Source organism: Haloferax sp. Atlit-109R (assembly GCF_003665865.1).
In the GTDB taxonomy this organism is placed as follows: Archaea; Halobacteriota; Halobacteria; order Halobacteriales; family Haloferacaceae; genus Haloferax; species Haloferax volcanii.
The window spans coordinates 1,452,981-1,479,853 of sequence record NZ_QPLO01000002.1; the positions used below are offsets into that span (position 1 = coordinate 1,452,981).

Genomic DNA, 26,873 nt, shown 5'->3' on the forward strand with positions numbered 1-26,873 from the left:
TACGAGCTTGCTCGGGGCCAAACGGGTGAACGGATCGACGCCCGGTTGGAGTGTGAGGCGGCGCGTCGGTACGCGGGGTGAGTCACCGTGAGACGCGGGACGGTCGTCGTGTTGCTGCTCGTCGTCGCGGTGCTCCTGCCGACGTGGTACGTGGCGCTGCACGGCGAGCCGCCGAGCGAACAGATAGAAATCGACCAGAGCGTCACCGAGATGCGGCCGCTACAAGAGATCGTCGACACGCCGGAGAAGCTCGCGCCGAGTCAGGTGGGCGTCATCGTGTGGGTCGCGCTCTTCGCGCTCGTCGGCGTCCTCGCCGCAGTCCACCGGTTCATGGACACGGCGGTCAGAGCCGGCCCGAGCGACGAACCGACCGTCGCAGACGGTGGTCGGGTCGGGCTTCCGTGGTTCTGGACGGCGGACCGCTGGGTCGTCGAGTACGACGACGCCTCCGACGCTATCGAGGGAATCGTGGCGATGGGCGGGCTGACCATCCTCGCTATCGTCTTTGCGGCGCTGTTCACCGGCGAGTATCTGACGCTCGCGCGGACCCAGTACTTCGGCGTCTACGCCGCGGGGATGTTCACCGCGCTCGCTTTGCTCACCGTATCGTACTACGCGTGGTTCCTCCCCCACGTCGAGGTCGCAGAGCGGAGGGGACACTAATGAGACTCGACAATCAGCACGCATCGGACGACTGCGACGAGCACTGCGCTGACTGCGGGGACGACAGCAACCACCAGCCGAGTATCTTCTCCGACGACCGCGCCTCGCTCGCCCGCCGCGACTACGCGAAACTGCTCGCCAGCGTCGGGGGATTGACCGCCGTCGCGAGCCTCGCGGCACCGTTGGCGGGGCTGACTCGCGTCTTCGAGCGTTCGTACACCGGCCCCGTGTACTCGGACGGCATCTACCTCGTCGACGGCGACGGCGAGCGCATCGGCGAGAACGCCCTCAGTGAAGGTGAGAAGATGACCGTGTTCCCGGAGCCCCGGCCGGGCATCGAAAAGGCACCGACGCTGCTCGTGAGACACGCGGAGGACGCCTACGGTGGCGCAACGAACCTTGAGTACACGGTGTCGGGCTACGCCGCCTACTCGAAAGTCTGCACCCACGCCGGCTGCATGGTGTCGAACGAGGACGGAGCGACGCTCGTCTGCCCGTGTCACTTCGGCAAGTTCGACCCGACCGCCGGCGCGAAGGTGGTCGGTGGGCCGCCGTCGAGGGCGCTCCCGCAACTGCCAATCACGTTGTCGAGCGAGGGCAATCTCATCGCGACGGGCGACTTCAACGGGCCGGTCGGCCCGGGGGGCGAGTGATGTCTCGACTCGACCGCCTCGCCGACCGCGCCAACGACGCCGGCGACGAGGCGTACGACTGGGTAGACGAGCGGTTCGACCTCGACACCGGCCGCGCGTTCCTCGGGAAGGCGTTCCCCGCCGAGGACTCCTTTCTCCTCGGCGAGGTGGCGCTGTTCTGCTTCCTGCTTCTCGTCCTCACCGGGATATTCCTCGGGATGTTCTTCGAGCCGTCGACGAGCGGCGTCGAATACGAGGGGAGCGTCGCGAAGTTCCAAGGCCAAGAGGTGCCCGAGGCGTTCGCGAGCGTCCTGCACATCACCTACGACATCCCCTTCGGCATGTTCATCCGGCGGATGCACCACTGGGCGGCTCACCTGTTCGTCGCGTCCATCGGGCTGCACATGCTCAGGGTGTTTTTCACCGGGGCGTACCGCAATCCGCGCGAGCCGAACTGGGTCGTCGGCACCGGCCTAGCGGGCCTCTCTATGGGCGCGGCCTACACGGGGTACGCGCTTCCCTTCGACGAGTTCGCCGCGACGGCAACCGGCATCGGCTACAACCTCGCCACGTCGATTCCGCTCGTCGGAGGCGTGGTCGGGAAGGCGTTCTTCGGCGGGGAGTTCCCGTCGAGCGCGACGATACCGCGGCTCTACTTCCTCCACGTCCTCGTCATTCCCGTGGCAATCGGGGGGCTCCTCGCCGTCCACATGGCGATTCTCGTCCGCCAAAAGCACACGGAGGCCCCCCGCGATGACGACGTGCGAGGACTCGAAAGCCGGGACCGACGCCCGGTCGAGGGGTCCCCGTCGAGCGACGGCGGCACCGAACAGACCGTCTCGAGAGACGACGACAGCGTCGTCGTCGGCCTCCCGGCGTTCCCCAATCAGGCGGCCGTGAGCGCGGTCGTGTTCTTCCTCACGCTGGCCACGCTGGCGATGCTGGCCGGGTTCCTCCCGGTCCACAACATCGCCGAGTACGGGCCGAACAACCCCGCTGGGACGCCGGAACTCATCATGCCCGACTGGTTCCTGATGTGGGTCTACGGCCTGCTGAAACTGCTCCCGTCGTGGATGGGATTCACCGTTCCGCTCACCGACATCCACGTCTCGACGGAGTTCGTCGGCGGCGTCCTGCTGCCGACGCTCGTGTTCGGCGCGGTGGCGGTGTGGCCGTTCGTCGACTACCACGACGAGTCGGTCCACTTCACGGCCGACCCACTCGACCGGCCGTGGCAGACCGCCGTCGGCGTCGCCGCGATTCAGTTCATCATGATTGCCTCCATCGCGGGCATGAACAACCTCCTCGGCCGGGCGCTCGGCGTCGGAACCGGCGTCGTCAATCCGATTTTGACCGTCGCGTTGTTCGTCGTCCCCATCGGCTCTGCAGCCCTCGTCTACCGCATGCTGGGCGACGACGCGGACGAGAGCCGAACCGGACGCGTTCCGGGGGAGGCCGGCGATGACTGACGCGAACACCGGCGGGGCTCCGCGGCGACGCATCGAACTCTCGCCTCGGACGTACCGACACCTCGACCGCGCGAGTAAGCTCCTCGGCGTGGCGCTCGTCGCCGTCGGCCTCGACGCGGGTGGTGACACGCTCGTGGGGATTTCGCTCGGCGTTCTGGGCGCCGGGCTGGCACTAACGACCGTCTTTTTACAGATAGATTCATGAACCGAACGAACACCTCGACCCCCGACGACGAGTCGGGAACGGACGAATCGCAAGCCGAACAGACGGACGACCCGCTGGCGGTCGGTGACCCGCCGGGAGAGCCGGCGACCGAGGGAACGAGCGTCTCCCGTCGCCGGTTCCTCGAAGGCGTCGGAATCGCCTCGCTTCTCGGCATCGGCCGGTCCGCTGCCGACGACGACCCGCTGTTCCAGATGGGCGGGCTGAACCCCGTCGACGACCCCATCGGGAACTACCCCTACCGGGACTGGGAGGACCTCTACCGCGAGCAATGGGACTGGGACTCGGTCTCTCGATCGACGCACAGCGTCAACTGTACCGGCAGCTGCTCGTGGAACGTCTACGTGAAAAACGGGCAGGTGTGGCGCGAGGAGCAGGCCGGCGACTACCCGCGGTTCGACGAGAGCCTGCCCGACCCGAACCCCCGCGGCTGTCAGAAAGGGGCGTGTTACACCGACTACGTCAACGCGGACGAGCGAATCAAACACCCGCTGAAGCGCGTTGGCGACCGCGGCGAGGGCAAGTGGAAGCGCATCTCGTGGGACGAGGCGCTCACCGAAATCGCCGAGCACGTCGTCGACGAGGTGCAGGCCGGTCGCTACGACGCCATCAGCGGCTTCACTCCCATCCCGGCGATGAGCCCCGTCTCGTTCGCCAGCGGGTCGCGGCTCATCAACCTCCTCGGCGGCGTCAGCCACTCGTTTTACGACTGGTACTCCGACCTGCCGCCGGGCCAGCCCATCACGTGGGGCACCCAGACCGACAACGCCGAGAGCGCCGACTGGTACAACGCCGACTACATCATCGCGTGGGGGTCGAACATCAACGTCACCCGCATCCCCGACGCGAAGTACTTCCTCGAATCGGGCTACAACGGGACGAAGCGCGTCGGCGTCTTCACCGACTACTCGCAGACGGCCATCCACACCGACGAGTGGCTCAGCCCCGATTCGGGCACCGACACCGCGCTCGCGCTCGGCATGGCCCGGACCATCGTCGACGAGGGACTGTACGACGAGGCCCACCTCAAAGAGCAGACCGACATGCCGCTTTTGGTCCGGCAGGACACCGGGAAGTTCCTCCGCGCGAGCGAGGTTCCCTCGGTCTCGACCGACGCCGACCGACCCGAGTGGATGTTGCTCATGCTCGACTCTGACGGACGCCTCCGCGAGGCACCGGGGTCGCTCGGTGAACGCGACGGCCAGAAAGACTACTCTAAGAGCATCGAACTCGACTTCGACCCGCAACTGGACGGCGAAACCACGGTCCGAACCGAAGACGGGCGCGTCCGCGTCCGGACCGTGTGGGCCGAACTGCGGGACGAACTCGATGACTGGGGCCCGGAGACCGTCCACGACGAGACCGGCGTCGGCGAAGAGACCTACCAGCGCGTCGCCCGCGAGTTCGCCGAGGCCGACAAGGCGAAGATAATCCAGGGCAAGGGCGTCAACGACTGGTACCACAACGACCTCGGGAACCGCGCGCTCCAGTTGCTCGTCACGCTGACGGGCAACCTCGGCGAGCAGGGGACCGGCCTCGACCACTACGTCGGCCAAGAGAAGATATGGACGTTCCACGGCTGGAAGTCGCTGTCGTTCCCGACGGGCAACGTCCGCGGGGTGCCGACGACGCTGTGGTCCTACTACCACGCGGGCATCCTCGACAACACCGACGCCGACACGGCCGCGAAGATACGGGAGTCCATCGACGAGGGATGGATGCCGGTCTACCCCGAGGAACGCGACGACGGCTCTCGTCCCGACCCGACGACCATGTTCGTCTGGCGCGGCAACTACTTCAACCAGGCGAAGGGGAACGTCGCCGTCGAGGAGGAACTGTGGCCGAAACTCGACCTCGTCGTCGACATCAACTTCCGGATGGACTCGACGGCGCTGTACTCGGACATCGTGTTGCCGACCGCGAGCCACTACGAGAAACACGACCTCTCGATGACGGACATGCACAGCTACGTGCATCCCTTCACGCCCGCGGTCGAACCGCTGGGGGAGTCGAAGACCGACTGGCAGATATTCCGCGAACTCTCCGCGAAGATTCAGGAGGTCGCCACGGAGCGCGGCGTCGGGCCGATTTCGGACCGGAAGTTCGACCGCGACATCGACCTCCAGTCCGTCTACGACGACTACGTCCGCGACTGGGAGACCGGCGAAGCCGACGCGCTCGCCGAGGACCGCGCCGCCTGCGAGTACATCCTCGAACACTCCGAGGAATCGAATCCGTCCGAGAGCGACGACCAGATAACGTTCGCCGACACGGTCGAACAACCCCAGCGGCTCTTGGCCGCCGGCGACCACTGGACCTCCGACATCGAGGACGGGGCGGCGTACACGCCGTGGAAGGACTTCGTCCAGGACAAAAACCCGTGGCCGACCGTCACCGGCAGACAGCAGTACTACATCGACCACGACTGGTTCCTCGAACTCGGCGAGCAGTTGCCGACGCACAAGGAGGGGCCGACGCAGACGGGCGGTGACTATCCGATGGAGTACAACACGCCCCACGGGCGGTGGTCTATCCACTCGACTTGGCGAGACAACGAAAAACTGCTCCGCCTCCAGCGCGGGGAGCCGGTGGTCTACCTCCATCCCGAGGACGCCGCCGAACGCGGCATCGAAGACGGCGATACCGTCGAGGTGTTCAACGACCTCGCATCGGTCAAACTGCAGGCGAAGCTCTACCCGAGCAGCCAGCGCGGCACGGCGCGGATGTACTTCGCCTGGGAGCGGTTCCAGTTCGACGGCGACACGAACTTCAATTCGCTCGTCCCGATGTACATGAAGCCGACGCAGTTGGTCCAGTATCCGGAAGACTCCGGCGAACACCTCTACTTCTTCCCCAACTACTGGGGGCCGACGGGGGTCAACAGCGACGTCCGCGTCGACGTGCGGAAAGGCGGGGGTGAGTCCGAATGAGCACCGACGACGGGCCGGCGGCACAGGCCGACGGCGACGGGGTCGACCTCGCCGACGGTGTCGACCATCAGGTCGCCATGGTGATGGACCTGAACAAGTGCATCGGCTGTCAGACCTGCACGGTCGCGTGCAAGTCGCTCTGGACGGAGGGCGGCGGCCGCGACTACATGTACTGGAACAACGTCGAGACGAAGCCCGGGAAGGGCTACCCGCGCGACTGGGAGGACTCCGGCGGCGGTTGGACGGACGCCGAACACACCGAGCGAAGCCCCGGCGACATCCCCGACCAAGCGGACTACGGTGACGCGTGGTCGTTCAACCACGAGGAGGTCATGTACAACGGCGGCGACTGGCCGCTGCGTCCCGACAGCGACCCCGAGTGGGGGCCGAACTGGGACGAAGACCAAGGCGCGGGCGAGTATCCGAACTCGTACTACTTCTACCTCCCGCGCATCTGCAACCACTGCACGCACCCGTCCTGCGTGGAGGCGTGCCCGCGGAAGGCCATCTACAAGCGCGAGGAGGACGGCATCGTCCTCATCGACCAGGAGCGCTGCCGCGGCTACCGCTACTGCGTCGAGGGTTGTCCGTACAAGAAGGTGTACTACAACGCGACGCAGAAGACCTCCGAGAAGTGCATCTTCTGTTACCCCCGCATCGAGGGCGAAGGTCCCGACGGCGAGACGTTCGCCCCTGCCTGCGCAGAGGACTGCCCGCCGCAGTTGCGACTCGTCGGGTTCCTCGACGACGAACAGGGGCCGATTCACAAGCTCGTCGAGGAGTACGAGGTCGCACTCCCGCTGCATCCGGAGTACCAGACGCAGCCGAACGTCTACTACATCCCGCCGTTCGCGCCGCCGCAGCACTCCGAAGACGGCGAGACGGTGGACGTGGACCGCATCCCGCGGAACTACCTCGAAGAGCTGTTCGGCGACCGCGTCCACGACGCGCTCGACACCATCGAGAAGGAACGCGACAAGGTCGACCGCGGCGGGGAAAGCGAACTGCTGGATATGCTGACCGACACCAACCCGGCCCGAAAGTACCGGTTGGAGGTGTTCGACTGATGCGAGCAACGCGAGCGAAGTCGGGCTCGCCGGGACTCGTTCCGGAGGTGTTCGACGATGAGTGAACGTCGAACGGCCGCAGTCGCCGCAGTCGCCGTCGTGGTGCTGCTCCTGCTCGTCGCGGTGGCCGGCCCCGCGGCGGTGTCCGCGCGCCCCGCGAACGAGATTCCCGTCCAATCGGTCGCTGCCGACGACCGACCCCAGCGGCCCACGAGCGAGGCGTGGAACACCGTTCCGTCGGTGAACGTCCCGCTGACGAGCGCGCCCAGTGGCGTTCCGAACGCGAGCGACACCTCCGTCGAATCGGTTCGCGTCCAGTCGGCCCAGACCGACGAGCGGTTGTATCTCCGACTCTCGTGGGCCGACGGAACCGCCGACCGCAACGCCACCAGTCCGAGGTCGTTCCTCGACGCGGCCGCGGTGCAGGTACCGGTCAACACCTCGGTCCGCCCCCCGATTTCGATGGGGAGCACGCGGAACCTTGTGAACGTCTGGTACTGGAGCGCCGACGGGGAGACCGAGGAACTGCTCGCCGGCGGCCCGGGGTCCACGACCGAGTTCGAACGGACGGCGGTGGAGACGACGGCGAGCCACGACGACGGCCGGTGGACGGTCGTCATGTCGCGCCCGCTCGATTCGGATGCCGCCAACCGGACCTCGTTCGCCGTCGACAACGACGTGGACGTGGCGTTCGCGGTGTGGAACGGCTCCGAGATGGAGCGCTCCGGCCGGAAGTCGGTCAGCGAGTGGTACCACTTCCCGTTCGGCCCCGGACCGCAGGGGCCGCCGTACGAGTCGATACTGTGGACCGTCGCCGGCCTCGCCATCGTCGGCGTCGCGCTCGTGACTATCGAGGCGGTGCGGAAGAACTGAGGACACGACGATGGACACGAACACCAACGCGGAGACGCGAACTGACGACACGAACCGCGACACCGACCGAGTCGATTCGAGCGGGGTCGACCGACCCGCGGCGGCGCAGGCGGCGATCTATACCGCGCTGGCGACGTTGCTCGACGAGCCAGACGAGCGGCTCCACGAGCGACTCGCCGCCGGCGAAGTCGACGAGACCGTCCGGGGGCTCCTCGATGCGACCGGACTCTCGGTCGCCCCGCCGGAACTGACCGTCGACGACGACTACGAGACGGCCTGCGCCCGGTTCAACGACCTGTTCACGGTGGGCTACGCCGAGTACGCGGACCGGACGGACGGCTCGCTCGACAGCGAGGGGCCGCGTATCTCGCTGTACGAGTCGTCGTACCGGCCGGACGCGGCGTGGAACGACGTGAATCTCGACCTCGCACGCGCCTACGACTACTTCGGGCTCGAAATCGACCGAGAGGCCCGCGACAACCACGACTACCTCCCGTACGAACTGGAGTTCGCGAGCTACCTCGCGCGGCTGGAGGCCGCGGCCGACCCGGGTGACGGGCGCGCCGACGACGCGGCGCGGGCACGGCTCGATTTCCATGACCGTCACCTCCACGTCGTCGCCGGGGGCTTGGCTGAACGAGCGGCCGACACGCCCGGTACGGGTCTGTACGGCGAAGTCGCGAGCTTCCTCGACCGGTTCGTCGCCGCCGACCAGCGCGCGCTCGCCGCGCGTTTCGAGGGAGGTGACGGACCGTGACCGGTCGGGGCGTCGAGGACGCCGTCGGCTCGAATCCACGGCCGTCCGGAGTCGCCGCGCTCCGGTCTCGAACGCCCGACGGGGTGCTTCGAACACTAGCAGGCGTCCTCGCAGTCGTCCCGCTCGCCGCGGTGACGGCGTACCGCGTCGGCCACAACGTTCCCGGCGGTCTCCCGGCGGGCGTCACGACGCTTGCGGCCGACTGGTCGGCGCTGGCCGTGGTCGGTCCCGCGTTCGCGGGGCTGCTCCTCGCGGCGACCGCCGACAGTAAAGTCGAGCGCGTGGGACTCGCCTTCGCCGGCGGATTTGGAGTCCTGGCACTCGGGACAGCGGCCGCGGCGTGGCAGCCGGCTGCAATCGGCGTTTCGGTCGGGGTCGCGGTCGTCGCGGCGGACCGGTTCGTCGCGCCCGGACGGAAACGAGAGTGGAACGGAGCCCGACGAGCCGCGCCGGTCGGCTTCGCCGCGGTCGGTGTGGCGACCTCGCTCGCGGCGGCCGCCGGCGTGTGGCCGGCGACGCTCCGACCGCTCGGCTCCGGGGTCGCGCTCGCCGCGGTCGGCGTCGTCCCACTCGCTGTCGGCTGGGATAGAATCAGTGCGCTAGCCGGCATAACCGCGGGACTCGCCACATTCGGAATCGTCGCAAGCGCCCCGTACGTCGCGGGTGCGGTACTGCTCGTCGGCGGCGGTGTCGTCGGCGTTCCGACGAGTCTCGTCGCCTTCGCCGCGGCCGGCGGAACCGCCGGCGCCGTCTCCGCGCTCCGCGACGGTCGGCCCGCCGTCGCGCTCGGAGCCGCGTTGTTCTGCGTGGCCGGCGTCCCCGCGACAGTGCTCCGAGCAACCGGGGTCGTCGTCGCGGCTGCGTTGGTCGCGTACGACGGGGGTGAGCGAGCGTGAGAGACGAAGAGGAGGCGACCGACGGGCCGCCGGACCCGCAGCTACACCCCGAACAGAGCCCCGGATTCGGTGTCGACCCTGTGGGCCTCGAAGACATCGAAGTCGACCGCGACGTGACCATCGGCGAGGCGACGCTCGCCGACCTCGGCGCAAGCGACACGGAGCCCGTCGAGGACCACCCGGTCTCTGACCTGCTCGCGTCGCTCGCCGGTGACGGCGCGGTCGAGCGTCGGCGGGCCGCACTCGCGCTCGCCGAACGGGAGGGCGACAGGGTCGTTGTGGAAGCGTTGTCCCGCGCGGCGACGACAGACGAGGACGCCGAAGTGCGGCAGTTCGCCGTGGAGGCGCTGGCGAAACACGGCGGCGACCTCGCGGCCGAGACCGCGCGGGCGCTGACCGACGACCCCGACCCGTGGGTTCGGGCCGAGGCCGTCGTCGCGCTCGACCGCCTGGACCGGGGAGAACACGAAGCGGTCATCGAAGCCGCACTTGACGACGAGCACCACGCCGCCCGGCGAAACGCGCTCGTCTCGCTTTTCAAACTCCGCGGCGAGGGCGCGTGTGACGCGCTCGTTGCCGCCGCCGACGACCCGAGCGAGCGGGTTCGAGAGTGGGCGGCGCACCTGCTCGGCGGGGTCGAAACCGACCGGGCGGCCGAGGCGCTGTCCCGACTCGCCGACGACGAACAGAGCGTCGTGCGAGAAACGGCGGTTCGGGCCCAAGAGGTCGATTCCGGGAGCTTCCGACGCCAGTTCACGGGCGTCCTCGACGAGACCGACCGCACCCTGCCCGGCGAAGACGACCTCAACCGAACGCCGAACCTCTGACCATGAGCGAACACGAACCGACGAACCACGAACCGGCGAACGACGAGCCAGACACCGAGCCCGAGCTTCGAGACCGCGCCGAATCGGCGCTCCGAGCCGTCCGAGACCCCGATGCCGACCTCGACGTTTTCGAGGCCGGACTGGTCGAATCGATAACCGTCGACGGGGCGAGCGTGACCGTCCGCGCGGCCGTGACGGAGTTCGACGACGCGAACGCGACGCAGGTCATGCGCGCGATGGCGCAGGCGGTCCGCGACGTACCCGCGGTCGAGAGTGCGCACGTCGAACCCGTCTCGCCGTCGTCCGGCGGCGGTGCAACGGGCGTGGACGCGTTCGATACCGTCATCGCCGTCGCCAGTGCCAAGGGCGGCGTCGGGAAGTCGACCGTCTCGACCGGCTTGGCGTGCGCACTCGCCGGCGAGCACTCAGCCGGGCTGTTCGACGCGGACATCCACGGCCCGAACGTCCCGTCATTGCTCGACGTCGAAGGTCCCGTCCACTCGGACGACGAGGGCCACCCGCTTCCCGTCTCGGTGGCGGGGCCCGACGCCTCGCTCGACGTAATGAGCGTCGGATTGATGGAGTCGGGCGCGCCGCTGGCGTGGCGGGGCGCGATGGCGCACGACGCGCTGACCGAACTGTTCGCGGACACCGCTTGGAGCGCCGACGACACGCTCGTCTTGGACCTTCCGCCGGGGACCGGCGACGTGGTTCTGACGACGCTTCAAGAGATTTCCGTCGACGGCGTCGTCGTTGTGACGACGCCCTTCGAGTCGAGCCTGGAGGACACGGCGCGGAGCATCGAACTCTTCCGGGACAACGAGGTTCCGGTTCTCGGGGCGGTCGTCAATATGCGCGAGTTCGCCTGCCCCTCCTGCGGCGACACTCACCGGCTCTTTCCCGGTGAGGCCGCCAGCGAACGGCTTGACGCGACGGTGCTCGCCGAGCTACCGTTCTCCCCGCAGTTTCAGGAGACGCCCGCGCCCGGCGACGCCGCACCGGCGTTCGAGACACTCGCGGAGTCGGTCTCCGAGGCGGCGGCGACCGCGTGGGATGTCGACGCTCCCGACGGCGCACTCGACATCCGCGGGGACCCGCCGGAACGACGGAAGGAGCGGGTCGCAGAACGGTTCACCGCGCTGGCGAGCGGCGAAACGTTCGCACTCGTCAGCGACCGCGACCCGACGCCAGTCCGGCGGTTCCTCGGCGGGCTGACCGACCGCGCCCCCGCGGAAATCGACGGGTTCAGCGTCGAACGCCGAACGCCGAACGACTGGCTGTTGACTGCGACGAAACCGTAAGCGAGAGCCGATGGAACGACAGCCACCGGTGACCGGTATCGCGCTCGTCGCCGGCCTCTGTGCCGCGCTCGACGCGGAGAGGTGGATGACACACGCCCTGACCGGCATCCCCAGCACGTGGCCCATTTCCGTGTCTCGGAATCTATCCGGCTCCGACGAGTCCTCAGGCCCTCCGGTCCGACGAGGTACGAACCGGACGCGGGGGCCGTGTGTCTCCTCGAACTGACGCCAGTGACTGGTCGTGGCTTTTACCCGCGTCGAGACGCCACCCCCGCTATGGAACTTCAGATTACCGAGCTGGAGGACCTCGAGGAGAGAGTCGGGAACGCGCTCACTCGAATCGGTGAACTGCAAGCGGGCACCCGAGTCCAGTCGGACGCCTTCTTCTCGCAGTCGTTCATGCGCGACCACACCGAGTTCGACTCGTTCGCCGGGTTCTGTGAGCAGAGTCCGTGGGAATTCGACGACATCGACGACGCCCAAGACATCTCGCGTGACCGCCTCAACGAGTATATCGTCGCCACGACCGATTTCGAGACGTGGGAGGGGATGAAAACGCAGGCCGCGGAGGAAGAGATTATCGACCAACTCGTCTCCTGACTACCCCACGACCGGGGCCGCGTTCAACAGGAGGTACAGGCCGTAGCTGATGACGCCCGCGCCCAGCATCGACCCGACCCACGACCCGATCGTGATGCCGACTTTCCGCGGTGAGACGCTTCCGCCCGACGAACTGGCGGCGAGTCCGCTTCCGACGATACTCGCAATCATCACTTTGTTGAACGAGATTGGAATCCCAAGGACAATCGCGAGCTGTGCGATCAGAAAGGCGGGAATCAGGGCGGCTATCGACCGCCTCGGCCCGAGCGACGCGTATTCGTTCGAGACGGCTTGAACGAGTCGCGGCCCTCGAATCCACGCCCCGAGGAGGATGCCGCCGCCACCCAGCGCGAGCAGGTAAATCGACGAGAGCTGGAGGTCAGTCTCGAACACGGCTTCCAGCGGACCGGTCGCCAGGCCGACTTGCGTGCCGCCGCTCGTGAACACGACGACGAGCCCCAGCGCGACGAGGAACTGATTGATGCCCGCGGTCTCGTCGCGGTGGAGCAACGCCCGTGTCCCGACGAGCGCAACGAGCCCGCCGACCACGCTCACGACGACCATCCCGAGGGTGTACGAGCCGCCGACGACCGTCGGAAGGAACTGGTACGTGGTGGCGAGGTATCGGGCGACTGACCCCTGTGTACCGGCTGCGGTTGGAATGACCGTGAGCTGGATGTTGGCCAACGCGTAGCCGACCGCGCCACCGAGGACGGGAATCCCGACGGTTTCGGGGATGGCGTCGCTTCGAAGGCCGCGCGCGAGTCCGTACGCGAGGACGCCCTCGACGAGCGGAATCGCGAACCAGAACCCGAGGATGACGACGTACTCGTCGACGGCGAAGCCGCCGCCGAGGGCGAGACCGGCCCCGATCATCGCCCCCGTGACGGTGAACGCCGACGGGATTGGATAGCCGTAGGTGTTGCCGATTGTGATGAGCGTCGCGGCGGTCAGCAGGGCCGCCGCCGCCGCGAGCGGCGTAATCGACACGCCGGTGACGAGGTCCTTGCCGATGGTTTCCGAGATACTGCCACCTTGGAGAATCGCTCCGAGTCCGGCCACGATGCCGACGAGGAGGGCCGCTCGGAGAACCGAAAGAGCGTTCGCGCCGACGGCGGGCGCGACGGGTGCCGAGTTACTGTTTGCACCGACGGTGAACGACATAAACAGAGCCGCCAAGAGTGCGATTGCGAGAACGGCGATGACCGACGCCATGCTGTCAACGCCCCCTCCTCGGTCGCTGGCGGTAAGAGGGAGACTGCCACTGGCTACAACGACGTATGCCCATGTATGAGAAAACCGTGGTAGGGGACGGATGAACCCACCGAATTCGGGTATATCGACTGGTAATGAGCGAATCGTCTGGATAACTAATGCAGTTCATAGCGGGACTGACCCCGGCCGTCCGCGACGTGATTAGTGACTAAGAGTATTGATTAATAATAGCATTATTACCGGCGGGAGGAAACGTATGATATATTCTGAAAAATCTAAATAAGTTGGATAATTTGGATAACGTAATATGGTTGTGTCCCAAACCGGATTTAAGCTTATATTTTGTGCTTTTGAGGTACTACTACATCGGGTTATGAGATACTGATATATTCTCACTCCACCCGGGCCTATATTAGAAGTGCTAGTTATCTACATGACTGATGACAAACAGGCCCCCGTAGTAACCCCGCCTCGGCGTTTCTCTCGGTGTCAGTCGTTGACGGACTCAGCGCGCTGCACCGCCGGTCCACGACGAATCCTCTCTCACGCCATCGACGACGCTGGCCCGCACGGCAAAAGGAATACAATGGAACTACTACCAGCACGGGGAAAACGGAGGCAACGTCGTCGAGTTCCCCCACGTTCTCGGCCAAGAGTACGACCTGAAGGGGTCGTTCAGGTTCAGTAACACGGACCCCACGGCCTCGACGGGGGACAGATAAATTCTATTAATGGTGGAATCACACCGAGAAATCGGTAGCTACCGCAGTCGACACCGTTGCACGTGGGTTTGACTCTCGCTGCCGTCGTACCGATGAAGACCGGCCGTGCATAACAGACCCACCCGTGTACCCCCTGCGTGGCTTCGGGCTGCTCCCCGAGTACTTCGTTTGCAGCGGTTGTGATTACAGACATAGGCCTGTCAGGTCTGGCTCTTTCGAACCGGCAGTTCAGAGTCACAGAGCCCGAAGTCGTCGGTACGACTCGGAGAGCGCTCGCGCGCTCTCGCCGGACACATCAACGACGAGATAGTCGGTGTGCGGGCGGACGTAGTTGAGGAGTCGGCGGACGCGCTCGGCGTCGACGGCTTCCAGCGAGTCGAAAACGAGGAACGGAACGTCGTCGGACACCTCGTGGACGAGGTAGCCGGCGACGGCGAACACGAGGCCGACGAGTTTGCGCTCCGACTCCGAGAGGTGGTCGATAACGTCTTCGTAGGTCTTCCCGTCGTCGGTCCGGCGCTCGATGTGGAGGACGAACCGTCCGGTCGAGAGCGCGTCGTCGTCGCCGTCTCCGTCGTTCCGGTGTTCGACCCAGACACGGGCGAGTCGGTCGTGTTCGAGGGCGTCGAGAACGTCCGCCATGCGGTCGTTGAACGCCGACACCGTCGCGCGTTCGAGCCGTTCGATGCGGTCTCGGAGGCCGTCGATTCGGTCGTCGATTTCATCCTTCCGTGTTTCGAAGTCCGTCCGTCGGTCGAGTTCGGCGTCGAGGGCTTCGAGTTCGTCGACGACGGCGTCGCGTTCCTCGCGCCGCCGTTCCAACTCGAATTCGACGCGGTTGACCTCGCGGTGGGCGTCGAGGAGCGCGGCGCGGTCGCCCTCGCCCGCCTCGGCGTCCTCGGCGTCGCGTTGCAGGTCGACGATGTCCGATTCGACATCGTCGCGTCGGGCTTGAAGGTCTTCGACGCGGGACCGACGCTCGGCGCGCTCGCGGCGTAACTCCTCGCGTCGGGTTTCGAGGTCCCGTCGTCGCTCTCGCAGGGCTTCGAGTTCCGACCGGCGTTCTTGGAGCCGTTCGATGCGGTCTGCGAGTTCGGCGCGCTCCTCGCGGCGGTCGTCGCGGAGCGCTCGGAGTTGGTCGAGCGTCGATTCGATGCTCGCTTCGGGAACCGACGTTCCGCACGTCCAACAGACGACGCTGTCGCCGTCGTCCGACTCGCCGTCGCTTTCGTCGTTCTCGCTCTCGCTCTCGCGTTCGACCTCGCTCGCAGCGGCGACGGGCGATGTCTCCGACGTGAGGAACTGCTCGTTGAACTGGAGCGTCCGCTGCACGTCCGTGATGTCGGCATCCAGTCGTCGTTTTCGCGCCCGTGACTCCGCGAGTTCGGCGGTCAAGTCGTCGAGTTCGGCGGCCGGGTCGGCGGGACGCGAGTCCAGTTCCGATTCGATGTCGTCGATTTCTGCGTCGAGCGCGTCCAGCGACTCTCGCTCTGCTTCGAGTTCGAACTCGATGTCGTCGAGCGCCGCGTACAACTCCCGTCGCCGGCCCTGTCGCGCCTCTGCATCGGACCCGTTAGCGTCGGGTTCGGGGTTCGCCTCGGCGTCGGTGTCGCCGTCGACCGCCGCCGATTCGATTCCGTCGAGGGTCGCCTGCCGGTCCGCTAACTCGGCTTCGAGTCGCTCGATAGTCGCGTCGAGTTCGTCGCGGCGGTCGCGGAGCCCCGGCCGCTCGGATTCGAGCGCCGCGAGCGCCTCGATTCGGTCGTCCAACTCGGCGCGTTCGGCGCGGAGGTCAGCGATTTCCTCGTTGACGGCGTCGATGTCGACCGAATGCACGACGAGTTTCCGTAGGTCGCGTTCGGCCGTGACCGCCTGTCGGGCCTCGTTCGAGCCGAGGAGGAAGGCGAACAGGTCGGCGGCCGCCGGGTCGTCGAGATACGGGTCGCCGGACGCGACGACCCGGTCGCCTTCTCCCGCGAACGTCCGCACGTACCGCTCGCCCTCGACGGCGAGTTCGACCCGGCTGTCGTCGGTATCGGCGTCGCAGTCGGGCGAGTACTCGTCGCTTCCCAGCGCGGTCACGAGACCCCGAAGGAGCGACGTTCGGTCGGCGGCGTCCCCCGCCGTGAGGACGGTGACGCCGCGTTCGAACGCGACGGTGGTCTCGTCGAAGCCGCCGATTCCGGCGACGGTCAGGCGGGCCGGTCCGTTCGTCGTGGCCATACGGTGACCACACCGGGCCCCGTGAAAACAGTTGGTGACGAGTCCGAAATCCGTTCCATAGATATCTTTGGAACGTGTTTCTCGCCCCGAGTTCGAATCCGCGTATCGGCGTCTTGAGACCGCGGTTTGAGCCGTCTCGGGAAGTCAATCGTCGATTCAGTCGTCGATTCGTCCGCGACGGCCTTCGTGCCATTCGTCTTTCTGCCTCGTATCTCCGTCTGACGGCGGTGGCATACAATCCGTTCCACAGATATCGGTGGAACGTGTTTCGAACCGCGGCGGGCTTCGGAACGGCTTTCGAACTCGGAACCCAGTCGCTTCGGGATGCTCGATATCGGGGAGGACGAAGCGCGAAGCGGCGTTAGTCGCAGTCGCAACCGCCGCGGTCGATGAGGGATTCGACGGTGTAGTGAGCGTTACAGTCCGGGCAGTGGACGCGAACGTCGACGTACACCTCGGCGGTCTCGGGGTCGACGTCGAGTTCGTCGGCGGCCGCGAGGTCGGACAGCGACTTCTCGGTGACGCGCTCGACGCGACCAAGCAGGCGTCGGATGGTTTCGGTGCGGTGCTCGCGGAGGTCGCCGTCGTCGCGGTCGGTCTCTGAGGGCGGCGTCACGCCGCGGTGCGAGGTGAGATAGGTGCGCATCGCCCGATGCGAGACGAAGTCGGCCTCCAGTCGCTCGACGTCGACGCCGGTGCGTTCGAGTCGGTGGACCGCTTTCGTCCGCGCCCCGCTCGAAACGCCGTCGTCGGTGAGCACGCGGTACAGGGTCTCGATTTCGCCGTCGAGGGCGCGCTCGTTTCGCCCGTCGAGCGCCGCGCGGAGGAGCCGACGGTTGAACGCGTCAGCGAGGTCGCGGAGGCTCGACCGCGCGTCCGCCTCAGCGGTCCAGCGGCGTTCGAGCTCCGCGCCGAAGCCGTCGAAGCCGCGCTCGCGGAGCAGTCGGCTGACCTTGCTCTCGGGGCCGCGTTTCCCGCCCGGGGAGTCGTGTGAGTCGCTCACTACCGACTGCTATTCGGTGCGTGCACATATGCTTGACGCGGGGGGAGACGTGATTCCGGGCGAGGGTGCGAAGGTGGAGACGGAGGACGGCGGGTGCAAACGAGAAGCCGAGACGGAGCCTCAGTAGTTGGCGGCGTCGCCGCGACCGGCCGACGGGCCTCGGCCGGCCGACGATTCGCGGTCCGAATGTACGGCGGCGAAGTCGTCTCGGGCGTCCCCGCCGACGCTCGTCGCAGGCGACCCCGCGGGCGTCGATTCGGCGTCGCCGGCGTTCTCAGCGACCCGGTCGGTGGGAGACTCCGTCGCGTCCTCGGCGGTTCTGAGGGTGACTGCGACGGTCGTGCCGCCGTCGGGGTCGTTTTCGACCGCGATGCTCCCGCCGAACTGATCGACGAGCGCGGCGACGAGCGAGAGACCGGTTCGGGAGTCGGGCGTCTCCGCGACGGTCTCGCCCGCGTCGAGGAGGGCGTCCTCGGGGAACGACGCTCCGTCGTCGGAGATGCGGACGGTCACGGTCTCCGCGCCGCAATCGGCGCGCAGACGGACCTGCGGGCGCTCGGCGTCCGCCCGCTCGACCGCCGTGACGAGGAGGTTCCGAAAGACCGCGGAGAGCATGCTGTGGGCGAGGACGTTTACCTCGGGGAGGTCGCCGGCGACGACCACGTCGGCGTCGTACCCGGCGCGGACCTTCTGAAGCTCGGTCTCGACGGTTTCGACAAGCGGCTTCGGTTCGAGGTCGGCGGCGCGGTCCGAGGTGAGCACGTCGGTGAACTGCGCCGTGCTCTCGGTGAGGTCGATGATGCCGTTGCTCGCGGCGACGATGTTCTCCAGTCGCTCGTCGGCCCCTGACCCGGCCTCCTTCCGCACGACCGACGCCCACCCGCGGATGACCAGCGCGTCGTTGCGGATGTCGTGTTGGAGGACGCGGTTGAGGACGGCGAGCTGTTCGCGCTGTTGGCGGAGTTCGGTCTCGCGTCGCTGGCGCGCGACGGTCCACCGATAGAGGCCGAACACGAGGAGCACCGCGCCGACCGCCTGCGCGCCGTCTTCGAACAGGTAGCTGAACCAGACGGGCTGTTCGACGAACTCGTCGAGGAAGTCGGTCAGCGCGAACAGGTACGAGGCCGCGACGCCGCCCGCCAACGGATAGAAGACCGATGGGTCGCGGATTCGTCGCACCACGAACAGACACGCGAAGAGCACGGCGACGACGACGCCCTCGCCGACGAGGTCGAGCGCCGTCGTCGTCGGGTCCGGCGGGAGCGCCGCGAGTTGCGCGACGACCGGGATTGCCGACCCGGCGGCGACTGCCCACGGGAGGTATCGATGCGTGGCTCCGGCGGGTCCCTCGCTTGCCTCCGCTGATTCGTCGTCCACTCCTCGCGTCCGTGTTTCGGGTTTCATCTCGGTTCACCACACCCCGAGCGTCTCCCGCGTCCGACCGGCGGCGTCTGTCTCGCTTGCATACTCTCGTTGACGGCGATGTCCGATGAAGTGGTTGCTATGTGGATTGTCTGCCTCACTTTCCGTTCGGTAGCCGTCCCCCGTGTTCGGTAGTCGTACGGAGTCGAAAATAGTTCGCGGGTCGACGCGTGCCGACGCGTGCCGTCAGCTCAGGTAAACACCCAGACTGCGGCGACGAACAGCAGCGACCCGAAGACGAACGTGACGTCTCGGGTCCGCACCATCATGCCCTCGGTCCGGAGGGCTTGGCTCTGTTCGTCGCCCAGCGAGCGCGAGAACCCCTTCGTCTCCATCGCCTCGACGGTGACCCGCGAGCGCTTCGCCACGTTGAAAATCAGCGGGTAGAACGCCTTGACCGAGAGCATCAGCAGGTAGGAGAAGTAGCGCCACCTGAACAGTCCCTGTTTTTCGGGAACCTTGCTCCGGAGGCGGAAGGAGTTGATGAGCGCGTGGTACTCCTCGACGAGAAGCGGCATCATCCGGTAGCCGTAGGCGATGGCGAACGTGAGCTGACGGGGGACGCCCAGACGCAACATCCCCTTGCTGAGCTTCTGCGGGCTCATCGCCGAGAAGACGGCGAGGCTGATGACCGAGATAATCGTGAGCTTGAGGAAGAACGGGACGAGCGCCCCGACGGCGTCGATTCCGACTTCCTGACTGGTCGTGGCGGTGTGGATACCCCGACCGACCGCGGCCGCGACGATAGTTCCGGTCTCGGCGAACACGCTCACATCACCCGTCGTGACGCCTTCGACGACCCGACCGGCGTTGTCACCCAGGTGGCCCACCGCTCGCATCGCCCCGCCGATGAGCGGGACCAACACCACGAAGAAGCCGACGTTGGTGACTTGGCCGAACAGGAGCAACGCGAGGAGGTATTTGCTGACCTGCGAGAGCGCGGCGAGCGCGAAGGCCGCCGCGAGCAGGATGGCCAGCGGGAGCGTGTCGTAGAACAGCCACGGAATAATCATGAACAGCACGGTCCACACGAGCACCACGCGCGGGTCGAAGCTGTTCAACAGGGCGTCCTCGTTGTCGTAGGCGGTCCGCATCAGGTCCACCTTGATGTCGGTGACCGAGATGTCGGTGAGCGCGTCGACGTACTTCATCGCGCCCCTCCGTCCGACTCGGCTTCGTCGTCGCTATCGCCGGCCTCACCGATGCCGCCGCCACCGCCAGCTTCGACCACGTCGTCACCGAGCGACCGAGCCAGCGTCTCGCACATCGCGTCGGTGCTGAGGGCGGGGGATTCCAGCCCGAGTCGCTGGCTCAGTTCGACCACCTGCGGCTGGCGCAGGTCGGTCTCGGCGAGGAGGTCCGGGTCGGAGAACACCGCCGCCGGCGGCGCGTCCGCGAGCACCTCGCCCTCGCCCATGACGAGGACGCGGTTGGCCCACGCCGCGACCAGTTGCAGGTCGTGCGAGGCGACGACGACGGTTTCGACGCGGCTCTCGGCCTTCCGGAGCATGCCGGTCACCTCGCGGCGGCTCTGGAGGTCCAGACTGCCCGTGGGTTCGTCCAGGAGGACGACCGTCGGGTCGGTCGCGAGCCCGATGCCGAGCGACGCGCGGCGCTGTTGGCCGAGGCTCATCAGGCGACCGTCACGGTCCGCGAGGTGTTCGAGGTCCAGATACGCGAGAATCTCGTCGACGCGGTCGTCCACGTTCGGGGCGTCGCGGTTCTCGAGGTAGTAGGCGATGTCCTTGCGGACGGTGTCCTCGACGAACATCTCCTCGGGGTTCTGGTGGATGTAGACGGTGTCGTCGGCCAACTGCTCGGGAAGCGTCTCGCTCGTGTCGCGCCCGAGAACCGTCACCGTCCCCCGGTCGGGGGACTCTACCCCCGTCAGCAACCGCAACAGCGTCGACTTCCCGGAGCCGTTGGCACCGACGAGGGCGACCCGGTCGCCCGCGTACAGTTCGAGGTCCAGCCCATCGAGGACGTGGTTGTACCCCTCTCGAAGCGTGGGGTAGCCGTGACCGACACCGCGCATCGTCACCAGCGCGTCCCTATCCTGTTCGCCGTCGGTCGGCGCGCCGCCGGTGTCCGCGCCGGCTGTCGCCACCGCGCCGCCGTCGACCGCGGCCCGCGACCCGCGCGCCGTGGCGGGCTGAAACGCCGTTGCCGCCTCGTCGACGGTCACGGGATACCGACCACTGGGTAGGGTGCCCGCCTCGGACGGCAGGCCGTCGGCGATTTGCGTGACCTGCGGCGGGTGGATGTCGTGGGCGAGTAGGTCGTCGAGCCTGTTGAGGCCGACTTCGACCGGTTCCTTCCAGGCGACGCCGCCGTCGGAGACGAGCACCATCTCGTCGCAGTAGTCGGCGATGAACTCGGAGTGGTGTTCGATGACGATGACCGTCTTGTCGCGCTCCTCGTTGAGTCGTCGGAGCTGTTCGTACGTCTCGCGGGCGTTTCGGGGGTCGAGCTGTGCGGCCGGCTCGTCGACGAAGATGAACTCGGGGTCCATCGCCAGCACCCCCGCGAGCGCGACGAGGTGTTGCTGGCCGCCGCTCAGCTCCCAGATGAACCGGTCTTCGAGGTGGTCGAGACCGAGGGTTTCGAGCGCGCGGGTCGCCCGCTCGGCGTAGTCGTCGAGCCCGTGGTTGAGGGGCGCGAACTCCACGTCGTCGCGGACCGTCTCCTGAACGAGTTGGTTCTCGAAGTCCTGAAAGACGTAGCCGACCGTCTTCGAGAGTTCGGCCACGTCCGACTCGCGGGTGTCGGTGCCGGCGACGCTGACGCGCCCGTCGAACGTCCCCTCGAAGAAGTGCGGGATGAGGCCGTTGAACGTCTTACACAGGGTCGTCTTGCCGCTGCCGTTGCCACCGACGACGGCCGTGAACTCGCCCGGCTCTATCGTCACGCTCGCGTCGCGCAGTACCGCCTCGTCGCCGCCGGGGTACTGAAACGTCAGGTCCTCGACGACGATGTTGTTGCTGCTCATGAAAACAAAAGATGGGGGTTCAGTCCTGCAAGCCGTCGACCTTGCGCTGGCGGTAGGCGACGAGCCCGAACGAGATGACCGCCGCGATGGCAATCGGCACGAACAGGAACGCTTGGCCGTACGTTTCGACGAACTCCGGCGTGAACGTGACGAGCCCGCCGCTGGTCTCGCTCAGCGTCTCGAACGCGAACGCGACGGGTATCAGCGCCACCCACGCGATGAGTCGCTTCAGCGACGTGCGCGTGAACATCGGGCCGTCGCGGCCCTCGACGGGGCTCATGCCGAGCAGCGGTTCGATTTTCCCGCGGAGTCGCGGGTAGAGGAACAGCGTCGGAATCGCCCCGAAGACGACGCCGGCGATGATAATCTGAAGCAGCGCCCCGATTCCCTCGGTTGCCCACACGGTCTCGGGGAGCCACGAAATCGCTTCGAGCTCTTCGACGCCGACGTAGAACTTCCCGACGTCGATGAACCACGCCGCGGTCTCTTCCATCGCCTTCGCGAGGAAGCCCACCGCCGCGATTTGCTTGACGTTCTTCGGGTCCGTGATGAGCGACATCGCGAAGAACCACGACAGCGTGATGACGATGAGGCCCTCGACCGCGCCGAGCGCGCTGAAGTCACCGATGAGAATCTCACCGAAGACGATGCCGCCGACCGGAATCGCGAGACAGGCCCAAAACGACCGGAAGAGGAGAACGACCGACATCGCGACGAACCAGAACGGTCCGATAGAGACGCCTAACCCGCCTATCGAGAACTCCGGCAGGAGTTCCGTAATCATGCTCTGCAAACCGTGCAGCGACATGACGAGGATGAACGCCATCATGTCCCTGTGGTCGAAACTGAACGCACTACTCGAGTTGTTGGACGTTGTCACCATCCGGGTGGTGGTCGTTAAGCGAATTGGTTAATCGTTGGTATGAGCACAGCGTACGACTGTATATCCGACTATACTCTGTGGAGTAATCGGTGGCAGTACATAGCAATCGCATCAGTATATCGCGCTCCGGACGCCGACCGGCCGCGGCGCTCGCGAACCGCTTCGGATGCGACTGCACGAACTGCTCGCGTCGAAAAAAAGAACGGCGCGGAACCGGGAATCGAGCGGTGGCGATGCCGCCGACGCCGACACCGACGCTGACGCCGATACCGACCCCGACCGTCAGGCGTCGGTCCCGCTCACGCAGCGCTCGACGTCAGCGCGGGACTTCATCTCCAAGACGTTGTACGGGGCGTCGATGTCCGCGGCGACCGACCGGAACGACGGGAGCGGTTCGTGCGCGTCTTCGGTGCCGTCGTTGTCGTGGAGGTGCGCGACCTGAATGCGGTCGCCGAACCGCTCGACGAACCGCTCGTAATCGACGCCGGTCGCCTTCGCGTGCCCCACGTCGAGCGTCAGCTTCAGGAACTCGTCGCCGACGCCGACGTCGTCGAGGAACGCGGCGAGTCGGTCCGGAGTCGCCGTGTGCCGACGCGTGCCCGGTTTGTCGCGCTGGTTTTCGAGGCAGACCGGGACGCCCACTTCGGCGGCGAACTCGGCGCACTCGCGGAGCGTTCGAACCGCCTGCTCGCGGGTGTGCTCGCGGACGTGGTCGGGGTAGCGCGTCCGAACCGACCCCCCGTGGACGATGACGCCGCCGGCGTCGATTGCCGCGGCGAGCTCGATTGCCTCTTTGGTCGCCGCGACCGCGGCGTTCCGAAGGCGCTCGTTGACGTTCCCGGGCGCGACGTCGAGGTGCGGGCCGTGGACCGTGTAGCTCACGTCGAACTCCTCGGCGACCGCCCGCAGGCGCTCGGCGTCTCGCTCGCCCGGTTGCACGTCCAGATACCCCGCGCGGAGTTCGACGTGGTTCAGGTCGAACCGCCGGAGGAACCCGGCGAACGAGGCCACCTCGTCGGCGTAGCGGATGTCCATCGACGCACCGAACCGCGGTCGCTGGACGGGCGTCGCCTCAGACATCGACCCGGCTCGCGGGGACGAGTCGGTCGCCGCGGAGGACCGGCACGACCGACCGGGAGTCGATAGCCGTCTCGAACTCGTGGAGGTCGCGCCGCCGAATCTCGTGTTTCTGCTCGTATCGCGGCCCCTTCGCGGTCACGAGGAGGCGCGCGTACCGCTCGCGGTCGCGGTCGGTGAGGCCGTCGCCGTGGAGGCACTCGTCGATGAGCGCCGCGCCGAGGGTGTCGTCGGGCGTCGGCTGGCCGCTCGACCCGCTGGCGACGATAGTGACCGGCCGCCCGCGGGCTTCGAGCAGGTCCGCGACCGCCGCGGCGTTCGTGTAGCCGCCGACGAACACCTCGACGTCGGACCCGCCGCGCTCGCGGAGCGTCGAGACGGCGCGCCCGCCGTTCGTGGAGGTCATCGCGGTCGGTCGCCCGTCGAGGTCCAACTGCTGGACGTAGCTCGGCGAGTTGAAGAAGTCGTAGCCGGGGTTCGGCTCGTAGTCGTCGGTCTTGCCGCCGCCGATGAGACAGTCGGGGTGGTCCTCTTGGTACGCCGGTTCGTCGCCGCGCTCGTCGGTCACGTGGACGTACTCCGCCCCGAGCGCGAGCAGTTCCGCGACGGTCGCCGAGAAGTGAGTCACGTCCACCACCACGTAGTCGCCCGGCGTCGGCTCCGCCGGGATGTTCTCACAGCCCTCTATCAACGTCTCTACGAACGGCTCTGTCTGTCGTCCATCTGCGGACATAGCCCAGGCTCTCGACAACACCCACAAGTCAGTTGCTAGTAGCGATATATATCCGACCGTACTATCCGTAGTTCGGACGCCGCGTTCGACGACGCCGGGGTCGGGAGAATACTCGGAAAACAAACTATTTTCTACTAGATATTCTGATGGTTCTCTCTCGCCGGTCGCGGTCCCGACCGCGGCTTGGAACGACGACGTTCCTCCGACGAATCGTCTGTCTCACCCCCTGTCGGTTCGGGGGCGTACAGCGCCACACTCGGCGTTTCTTCGTTCGAACGAGCCGAGCAGTCGGGAACGTCCCACCTCGGTCGTGATTTGGACGCGTTCCCGAACTGTTGGATGCCCCGAAACGCACCCGCTCCACCGCGGCGCGTGCGACCGCGCTCACACCGCCACGAAGATATCACCGTAACACTCTCAATCGCCCGAATTTCACCTGTTCGTGGCAAACGACGCCGTCGTCGTGGGTGGGGCTATCGACGCGGGAGTCCCGTGGTCGGCTCCCAGCCCGCCGGCGGTTTGCCCCGACTTCGGTCGCTTCGGCCACGAGACGGACGGACAAAGTTATCAGTATATCTACTGTCTTACTGTTTGATTAGTGAGCTTCGAAAGCGTCCGTGGCCGCCGTGTCGTTGCCGCCGCGTCGTTGCCGCCGACAGCGTCTTCCACCGCCGGCCCAACGTCGATTCGAGATGACTCTCGCCACCGAACGACTCCGCCGATTCAAGACGCCGCTCCGGTACGCGATGGGTTGCCTCTACGTCCTCGCCGGCGTGATGCACTTCGTCGTGCCGAACGCGTACGCGCAGGTCGTTCCGCCCGTCTTCCCGGCGGCGCTCGCTCTCGTCTACGTCTCCGGCGTCGTCGAAATCGCCCTCGGCGTCGGCGTCGGCGTCCGCCGCACTCAGCGCGTCGCCGCGTGGGGGCTCATCGCACTGCTGATTGCGGTCTTCCCCGCGAACGTCTACATGGCGACGAGCGACATCGTGCTCGACGGCGTTCCGGCGGCGTTTCGGGAGCCCTCGGACGCCGCGCTGTGGCTTCGCCTGCCGCTTCAGGGCGTACTCGTCGCGTGGGCGTGGTGGTACACTCGCCCCGAGTCCGTCGAGGCCGACGAGTCGCGTTCGGTGCGGTGACTGTCTCCGAGCGAATTGGTGTGAATCACCATGCTGTCACGCGGTTTTTCGCGTCCAAACGGAACTGATTCAAGCGCGCCGGTGCGAGCCGTACCCGATGACCGAAGATGACACTCACGACCGCGTCGTCCCCGGAAGCGACGAGGCCATCGACTCGGCCGACGTTCGGGGCTACGACTTCGACGGCGCGTTCGACTTCGACGAGTTCCTCGACGCGTACGCGACGACCGGCTTTCAGGCGACGCAGCTCGCTGAGGCCATCGACATCGCGGAGGAGATGCAGGAGGCGGACGCGACCGTCTACCTGACGTTCACCTCGAACATCGTCTCGTCGGGCCTGCGCGAGGCCGTCGCCTACCTCGTCCGCGAGGGGTTCGTCGACGTGCTCATCACGACCTCTGGGTCGCTGACCGAGGACGTCATCAAGACCGCCAAGCCGTTCAAGATGGGCTCGTGGGACGCCGACGAGGGCGAACTCCGAGAGCGCGGCATCAACCGCCTCGGCAACATCTACGTCCCCTCCGACCGGTACGTCTGGCTCGAACAGTACCTCTACGACTTCTTCGAGGACTTCTTCGCGGAGGAGAAAGTGCGGACGCCGACGGCGTTCGCCCGCGAACTGGGCGCGACCCTCGACGACGAACATTCGGTGTTGAAGCAGGCGGCCGACAACGACGTGCCGGTCTACTGCCCGGCGCTCACCGACGCCGAGGTCGGTAACTTCCTCTACTACTACCGGCAGGGCTACGACAAGGAGGTCGGTATCGAGATTCTCGACGACTACGACTCGCTCATCCAGGACGGCCTCCTCGCGGACGAAACCGGTCTCATCGCCGTCGGCGGCGGCGTCCCAAAGCACCACGCCATCATGACGAACCTCTTCCGCGGCGGCGCGGACTACGTCGTCTACATCTCGACGGGGATGGAGGGCGACGGCTCGCTGTCCGGCGCGCCCCCGAACGAAGCCGTGTCGTGGGGGAAAATCAAGGACCACGACACGAACTACACGCAGGTCGAAGCCGAGGCGACGCTGGTCTTCCCGCTCCTCGTCGCCGGCGCGTTCAAGAACTAGCGCGCCGCCGCACCCTATTGTTCCCTTCGGAGCGCTATGTAGGTGTCCCAACCGTCGAAACGGCTACGTTAGGCTCATAGCAATCCCCTTTAACGGACAGTCATGTTGACCGGGTGATGGTATCAACCAGGAGAAGTTTCATCGGAGGTTCTGCCGCGGC

General features: G+C 66.7%; 23 protein-coding genes. 14 read left to right on the top strand and 9 right to left on the bottom strand.

Going from position 1 to position 26,873, the window contains the following annotated elements:
• Positions 1 to 87 precede the first annotated feature (87 nt).
• From DVK03_RS15715 to DVK03_RS15770, 12 genes are all read left to right on the top strand, one after another.
• Positions 88 to 663 carry a hypothetical protein gene (locus tag DVK03_RS15715; RefSeq protein ID WP_004041375.1) on the top strand — a complete coding sequence of 192 codons (576 nt, stop codon included), beginning with the start codon at positions 88 to 90 and terminating at the stop codon, positions 661 to 663.
• Positions 663 to 1,316, top strand: a complete 654-nt coding sequence (locus DVK03_RS15720; protein ID WP_004041374.1) for a ubiquinol-cytochrome c reductase iron-sulfur subunit — start codon at positions 663 to 665, stop codon at positions 1,314 to 1,316. Before DVK03_RS15715 ends, DVK03_RS15720 begins: the two co-directional genes overlap by 1 nt.
• Positions 1,316 to 2,764: a cytochrome bc complex cytochrome b subunit gene (locus DVK03_RS15725; RefSeq protein ID WP_004041373.1), complete on the top strand. Its 1,449-nt coding sequence runs from the start codon at positions 1,316 to 1,318 to the stop codon at positions 2,762 to 2,764. The genes DVK03_RS15720 and DVK03_RS15725 overlap by 1 nt, the downstream gene beginning before the upstream one ends.
• Entirely contained in the window at positions 2,757 to 2,969 is a 213-nt protein-coding gene (locus DVK03_RS15730) for a hypothetical protein (protein WP_004041372.1), read from the top strand. The genes DVK03_RS15725 and DVK03_RS15730 overlap by 8 nt, the downstream gene beginning before the upstream one ends.
• On the top strand, positions 2,966 to 5,917 hold the full coding sequence (locus DVK03_RS15735) for a molybdopterin-dependent oxidoreductase (protein ID WP_115803376.1): 2,952 nt from the start codon (positions 2,966 to 2,968) through the stop codon (positions 5,915 to 5,917). Before DVK03_RS15730 ends, DVK03_RS15735 begins: the two co-directional genes overlap by 4 nt.
• Complete coding sequence (locus DVK03_RS15740) at positions 5,914 to 6,984, top strand: 4Fe-4S dicluster domain-containing protein (protein ID WP_115803375.1); 1,071 nt, start codon at positions 5,914 to 5,916, stop codon at positions 6,982 to 6,984. The genes DVK03_RS15735 and DVK03_RS15740 overlap by 4 nt, the downstream gene beginning before the upstream one ends.
• A gap of 57 nt (positions 6,985 to 7,041) precedes the next feature.
• Entirely contained in the window at positions 7,042 to 7,857 is an 816-nt protein-coding gene (locus tag DVK03_RS15745) for an ethylbenzene dehydrogenase-related protein (protein ID WP_004041369.1), read from the top strand.
• Positions 7,858 to 7,867: 10 nt separating this feature from the next.
• Positions 7,868 to 8,614: a molecular chaperone TorD family protein gene (locus DVK03_RS15750; protein WP_004041368.1), complete on the top strand. Its 747-nt coding sequence runs from the start codon at positions 7,868 to 7,870 to the stop codon at positions 8,612 to 8,614.
• The gene (locus tag DVK03_RS15755; protein WP_004041367.1) at positions 8,611 to 9,510 is read left to right on the top strand and encodes a hypothetical protein; all 900 of its coding nucleotides are present in this window, start codon (positions 8,611 to 8,613) and stop codon (positions 9,508 to 9,510) included. The genes DVK03_RS15750 and DVK03_RS15755 overlap by 4 nt, the downstream gene beginning before the upstream one ends.
• The gene (locus tag DVK03_RS15760; RefSeq protein ID WP_004041366.1) at positions 9,507 to 10,337 is read left to right on the top strand and encodes a HEAT repeat domain-containing protein; all 831 of its coding nucleotides are present in this window, start codon (positions 9,507 to 9,509) and stop codon (positions 10,335 to 10,337) included. Before DVK03_RS15755 ends, DVK03_RS15760 begins: the two co-directional genes overlap by 4 nt.
• A gap of 2 nt (positions 10,338 to 10,339) precedes the next feature.
• A complete protein-coding gene (locus DVK03_RS15765) occupies positions 10,340 to 11,638 on the top strand; it encodes a P-loop NTPase (protein WP_004041365.1) in 1,299 nt (432 codons plus the stop codon).
• 276 nt (positions 11,639 to 11,914) lie between these two features.
• Positions 11,915 to 12,238, top strand: a complete 324-nt coding sequence (locus DVK03_RS15770; protein WP_115803374.1) for a hypothetical protein — start codon at positions 11,915 to 11,917, stop codon at positions 12,236 to 12,238.
• On the opposite strand, the gene DVK03_RS15775 is transcribed toward DVK03_RS15770, so the two are convergent.
• The 9 genes from DVK03_RS15775 to DVK03_RS15815 form a co-directional block, all read right to left on the bottom strand.
• On the bottom strand, positions 12,239 to 13,453 hold the full coding sequence (locus DVK03_RS15775) for an inorganic phosphate transporter (protein WP_006600136.1): 1,215 nt from the start codon (positions 13,451 to 13,453) through the stop codon (positions 12,239 to 12,241).
• Between the two features lie 956 nt (positions 13,454 to 14,409).
• Positions 14,410 to 16,398 (bottom strand): archaea-specific SMC-related protein, encoded by a 1,989-nt coding sequence (locus DVK03_RS15780; RefSeq protein ID WP_115803373.1) that lies wholly within the window; start codon positions 16,396 to 16,398, stop codon positions 14,410 to 14,412.
• Positions 16,399 to 16,759: 361 nt separating this feature from the next.
• Positions 16,760 to 17,401 (bottom strand): rod-determining factor RdfA, encoded by a 642-nt coding sequence (rdfA, locus tag DVK03_RS15785; RefSeq protein WP_115803372.1) that lies wholly within the window; start codon positions 17,399 to 17,401, stop codon positions 16,760 to 16,762.
• 120 nt (positions 17,402 to 17,521) lie between these two features.
• Entirely contained in the window at positions 17,522 to 18,778 is a 1,257-nt protein-coding gene (locus DVK03_RS15790; protein ID WP_115803371.1) for a sensor histidine kinase KdpD, read from the bottom strand.
• A 236-nt stretch (positions 18,779 to 19,014) separates the two neighbouring features.
• Complete coding sequence (locus tag DVK03_RS15795; protein ID WP_115803370.1) at positions 19,015 to 19,974, bottom strand: energy-coupling factor transporter transmembrane component T; 960 nt, start codon at positions 19,972 to 19,974, stop codon at positions 19,015 to 19,017.
• A complete protein-coding gene (locus DVK03_RS15800) occupies positions 19,971 to 21,812 on the bottom strand; it encodes an ABC transporter ATP-binding protein (RefSeq protein WP_115803369.1) in 1,842 nt (613 codons plus the stop codon). The genes DVK03_RS15795 and DVK03_RS15800 overlap by 4 nt, the downstream gene beginning before the upstream one ends.
• 19 nt (positions 21,813 to 21,831) lie before the next feature.
• The gene (locus DVK03_RS15805; protein WP_223174106.1) at positions 21,832 to 22,695 is read right to left on the bottom strand and encodes a hypothetical protein; all 864 of its coding nucleotides are present in this window, start codon (positions 22,693 to 22,695) and stop codon (positions 21,832 to 21,834) included.
• Between the two features lie 282 nt (positions 22,696 to 22,977).
• Entirely contained in the window at positions 22,978 to 23,775 is a 798-nt protein-coding gene (locus DVK03_RS15810) for a sugar phosphate isomerase/epimerase (protein WP_004041356.1), read from the bottom strand.
• Entirely contained in the window at positions 23,768 to 24,505 is a 738-nt protein-coding gene (locus tag DVK03_RS15815; RefSeq protein ID WP_006600132.1) for a 2-phosphosulfolactate phosphatase, read from the bottom strand. The genes DVK03_RS15810 and DVK03_RS15815 overlap by 8 nt, the downstream gene beginning before the upstream one ends.
• A 692-nt stretch (positions 24,506 to 25,197) precedes the next feature.
• Between DVK03_RS15815 and DVK03_RS15820 the strand changes: the two genes are divergently transcribed.
• Complete coding sequence (locus DVK03_RS15820; RefSeq protein WP_004041354.1) at positions 25,198 to 25,641, top strand: DoxX family membrane protein; 444 nt, start codon at positions 25,198 to 25,200, stop codon at positions 25,639 to 25,641.
• 97 nt (positions 25,642 to 25,738) lie between these two features.
• On the top strand, positions 25,739 to 26,713 hold the full coding sequence (locus DVK03_RS15825; protein ID WP_004062009.1) for a deoxyhypusine synthase: 975 nt from the start codon (positions 25,739 to 25,741) through the stop codon (positions 26,711 to 26,713).
• Positions 26,714 to 26,873 lie beyond the last annotated feature (160 nt).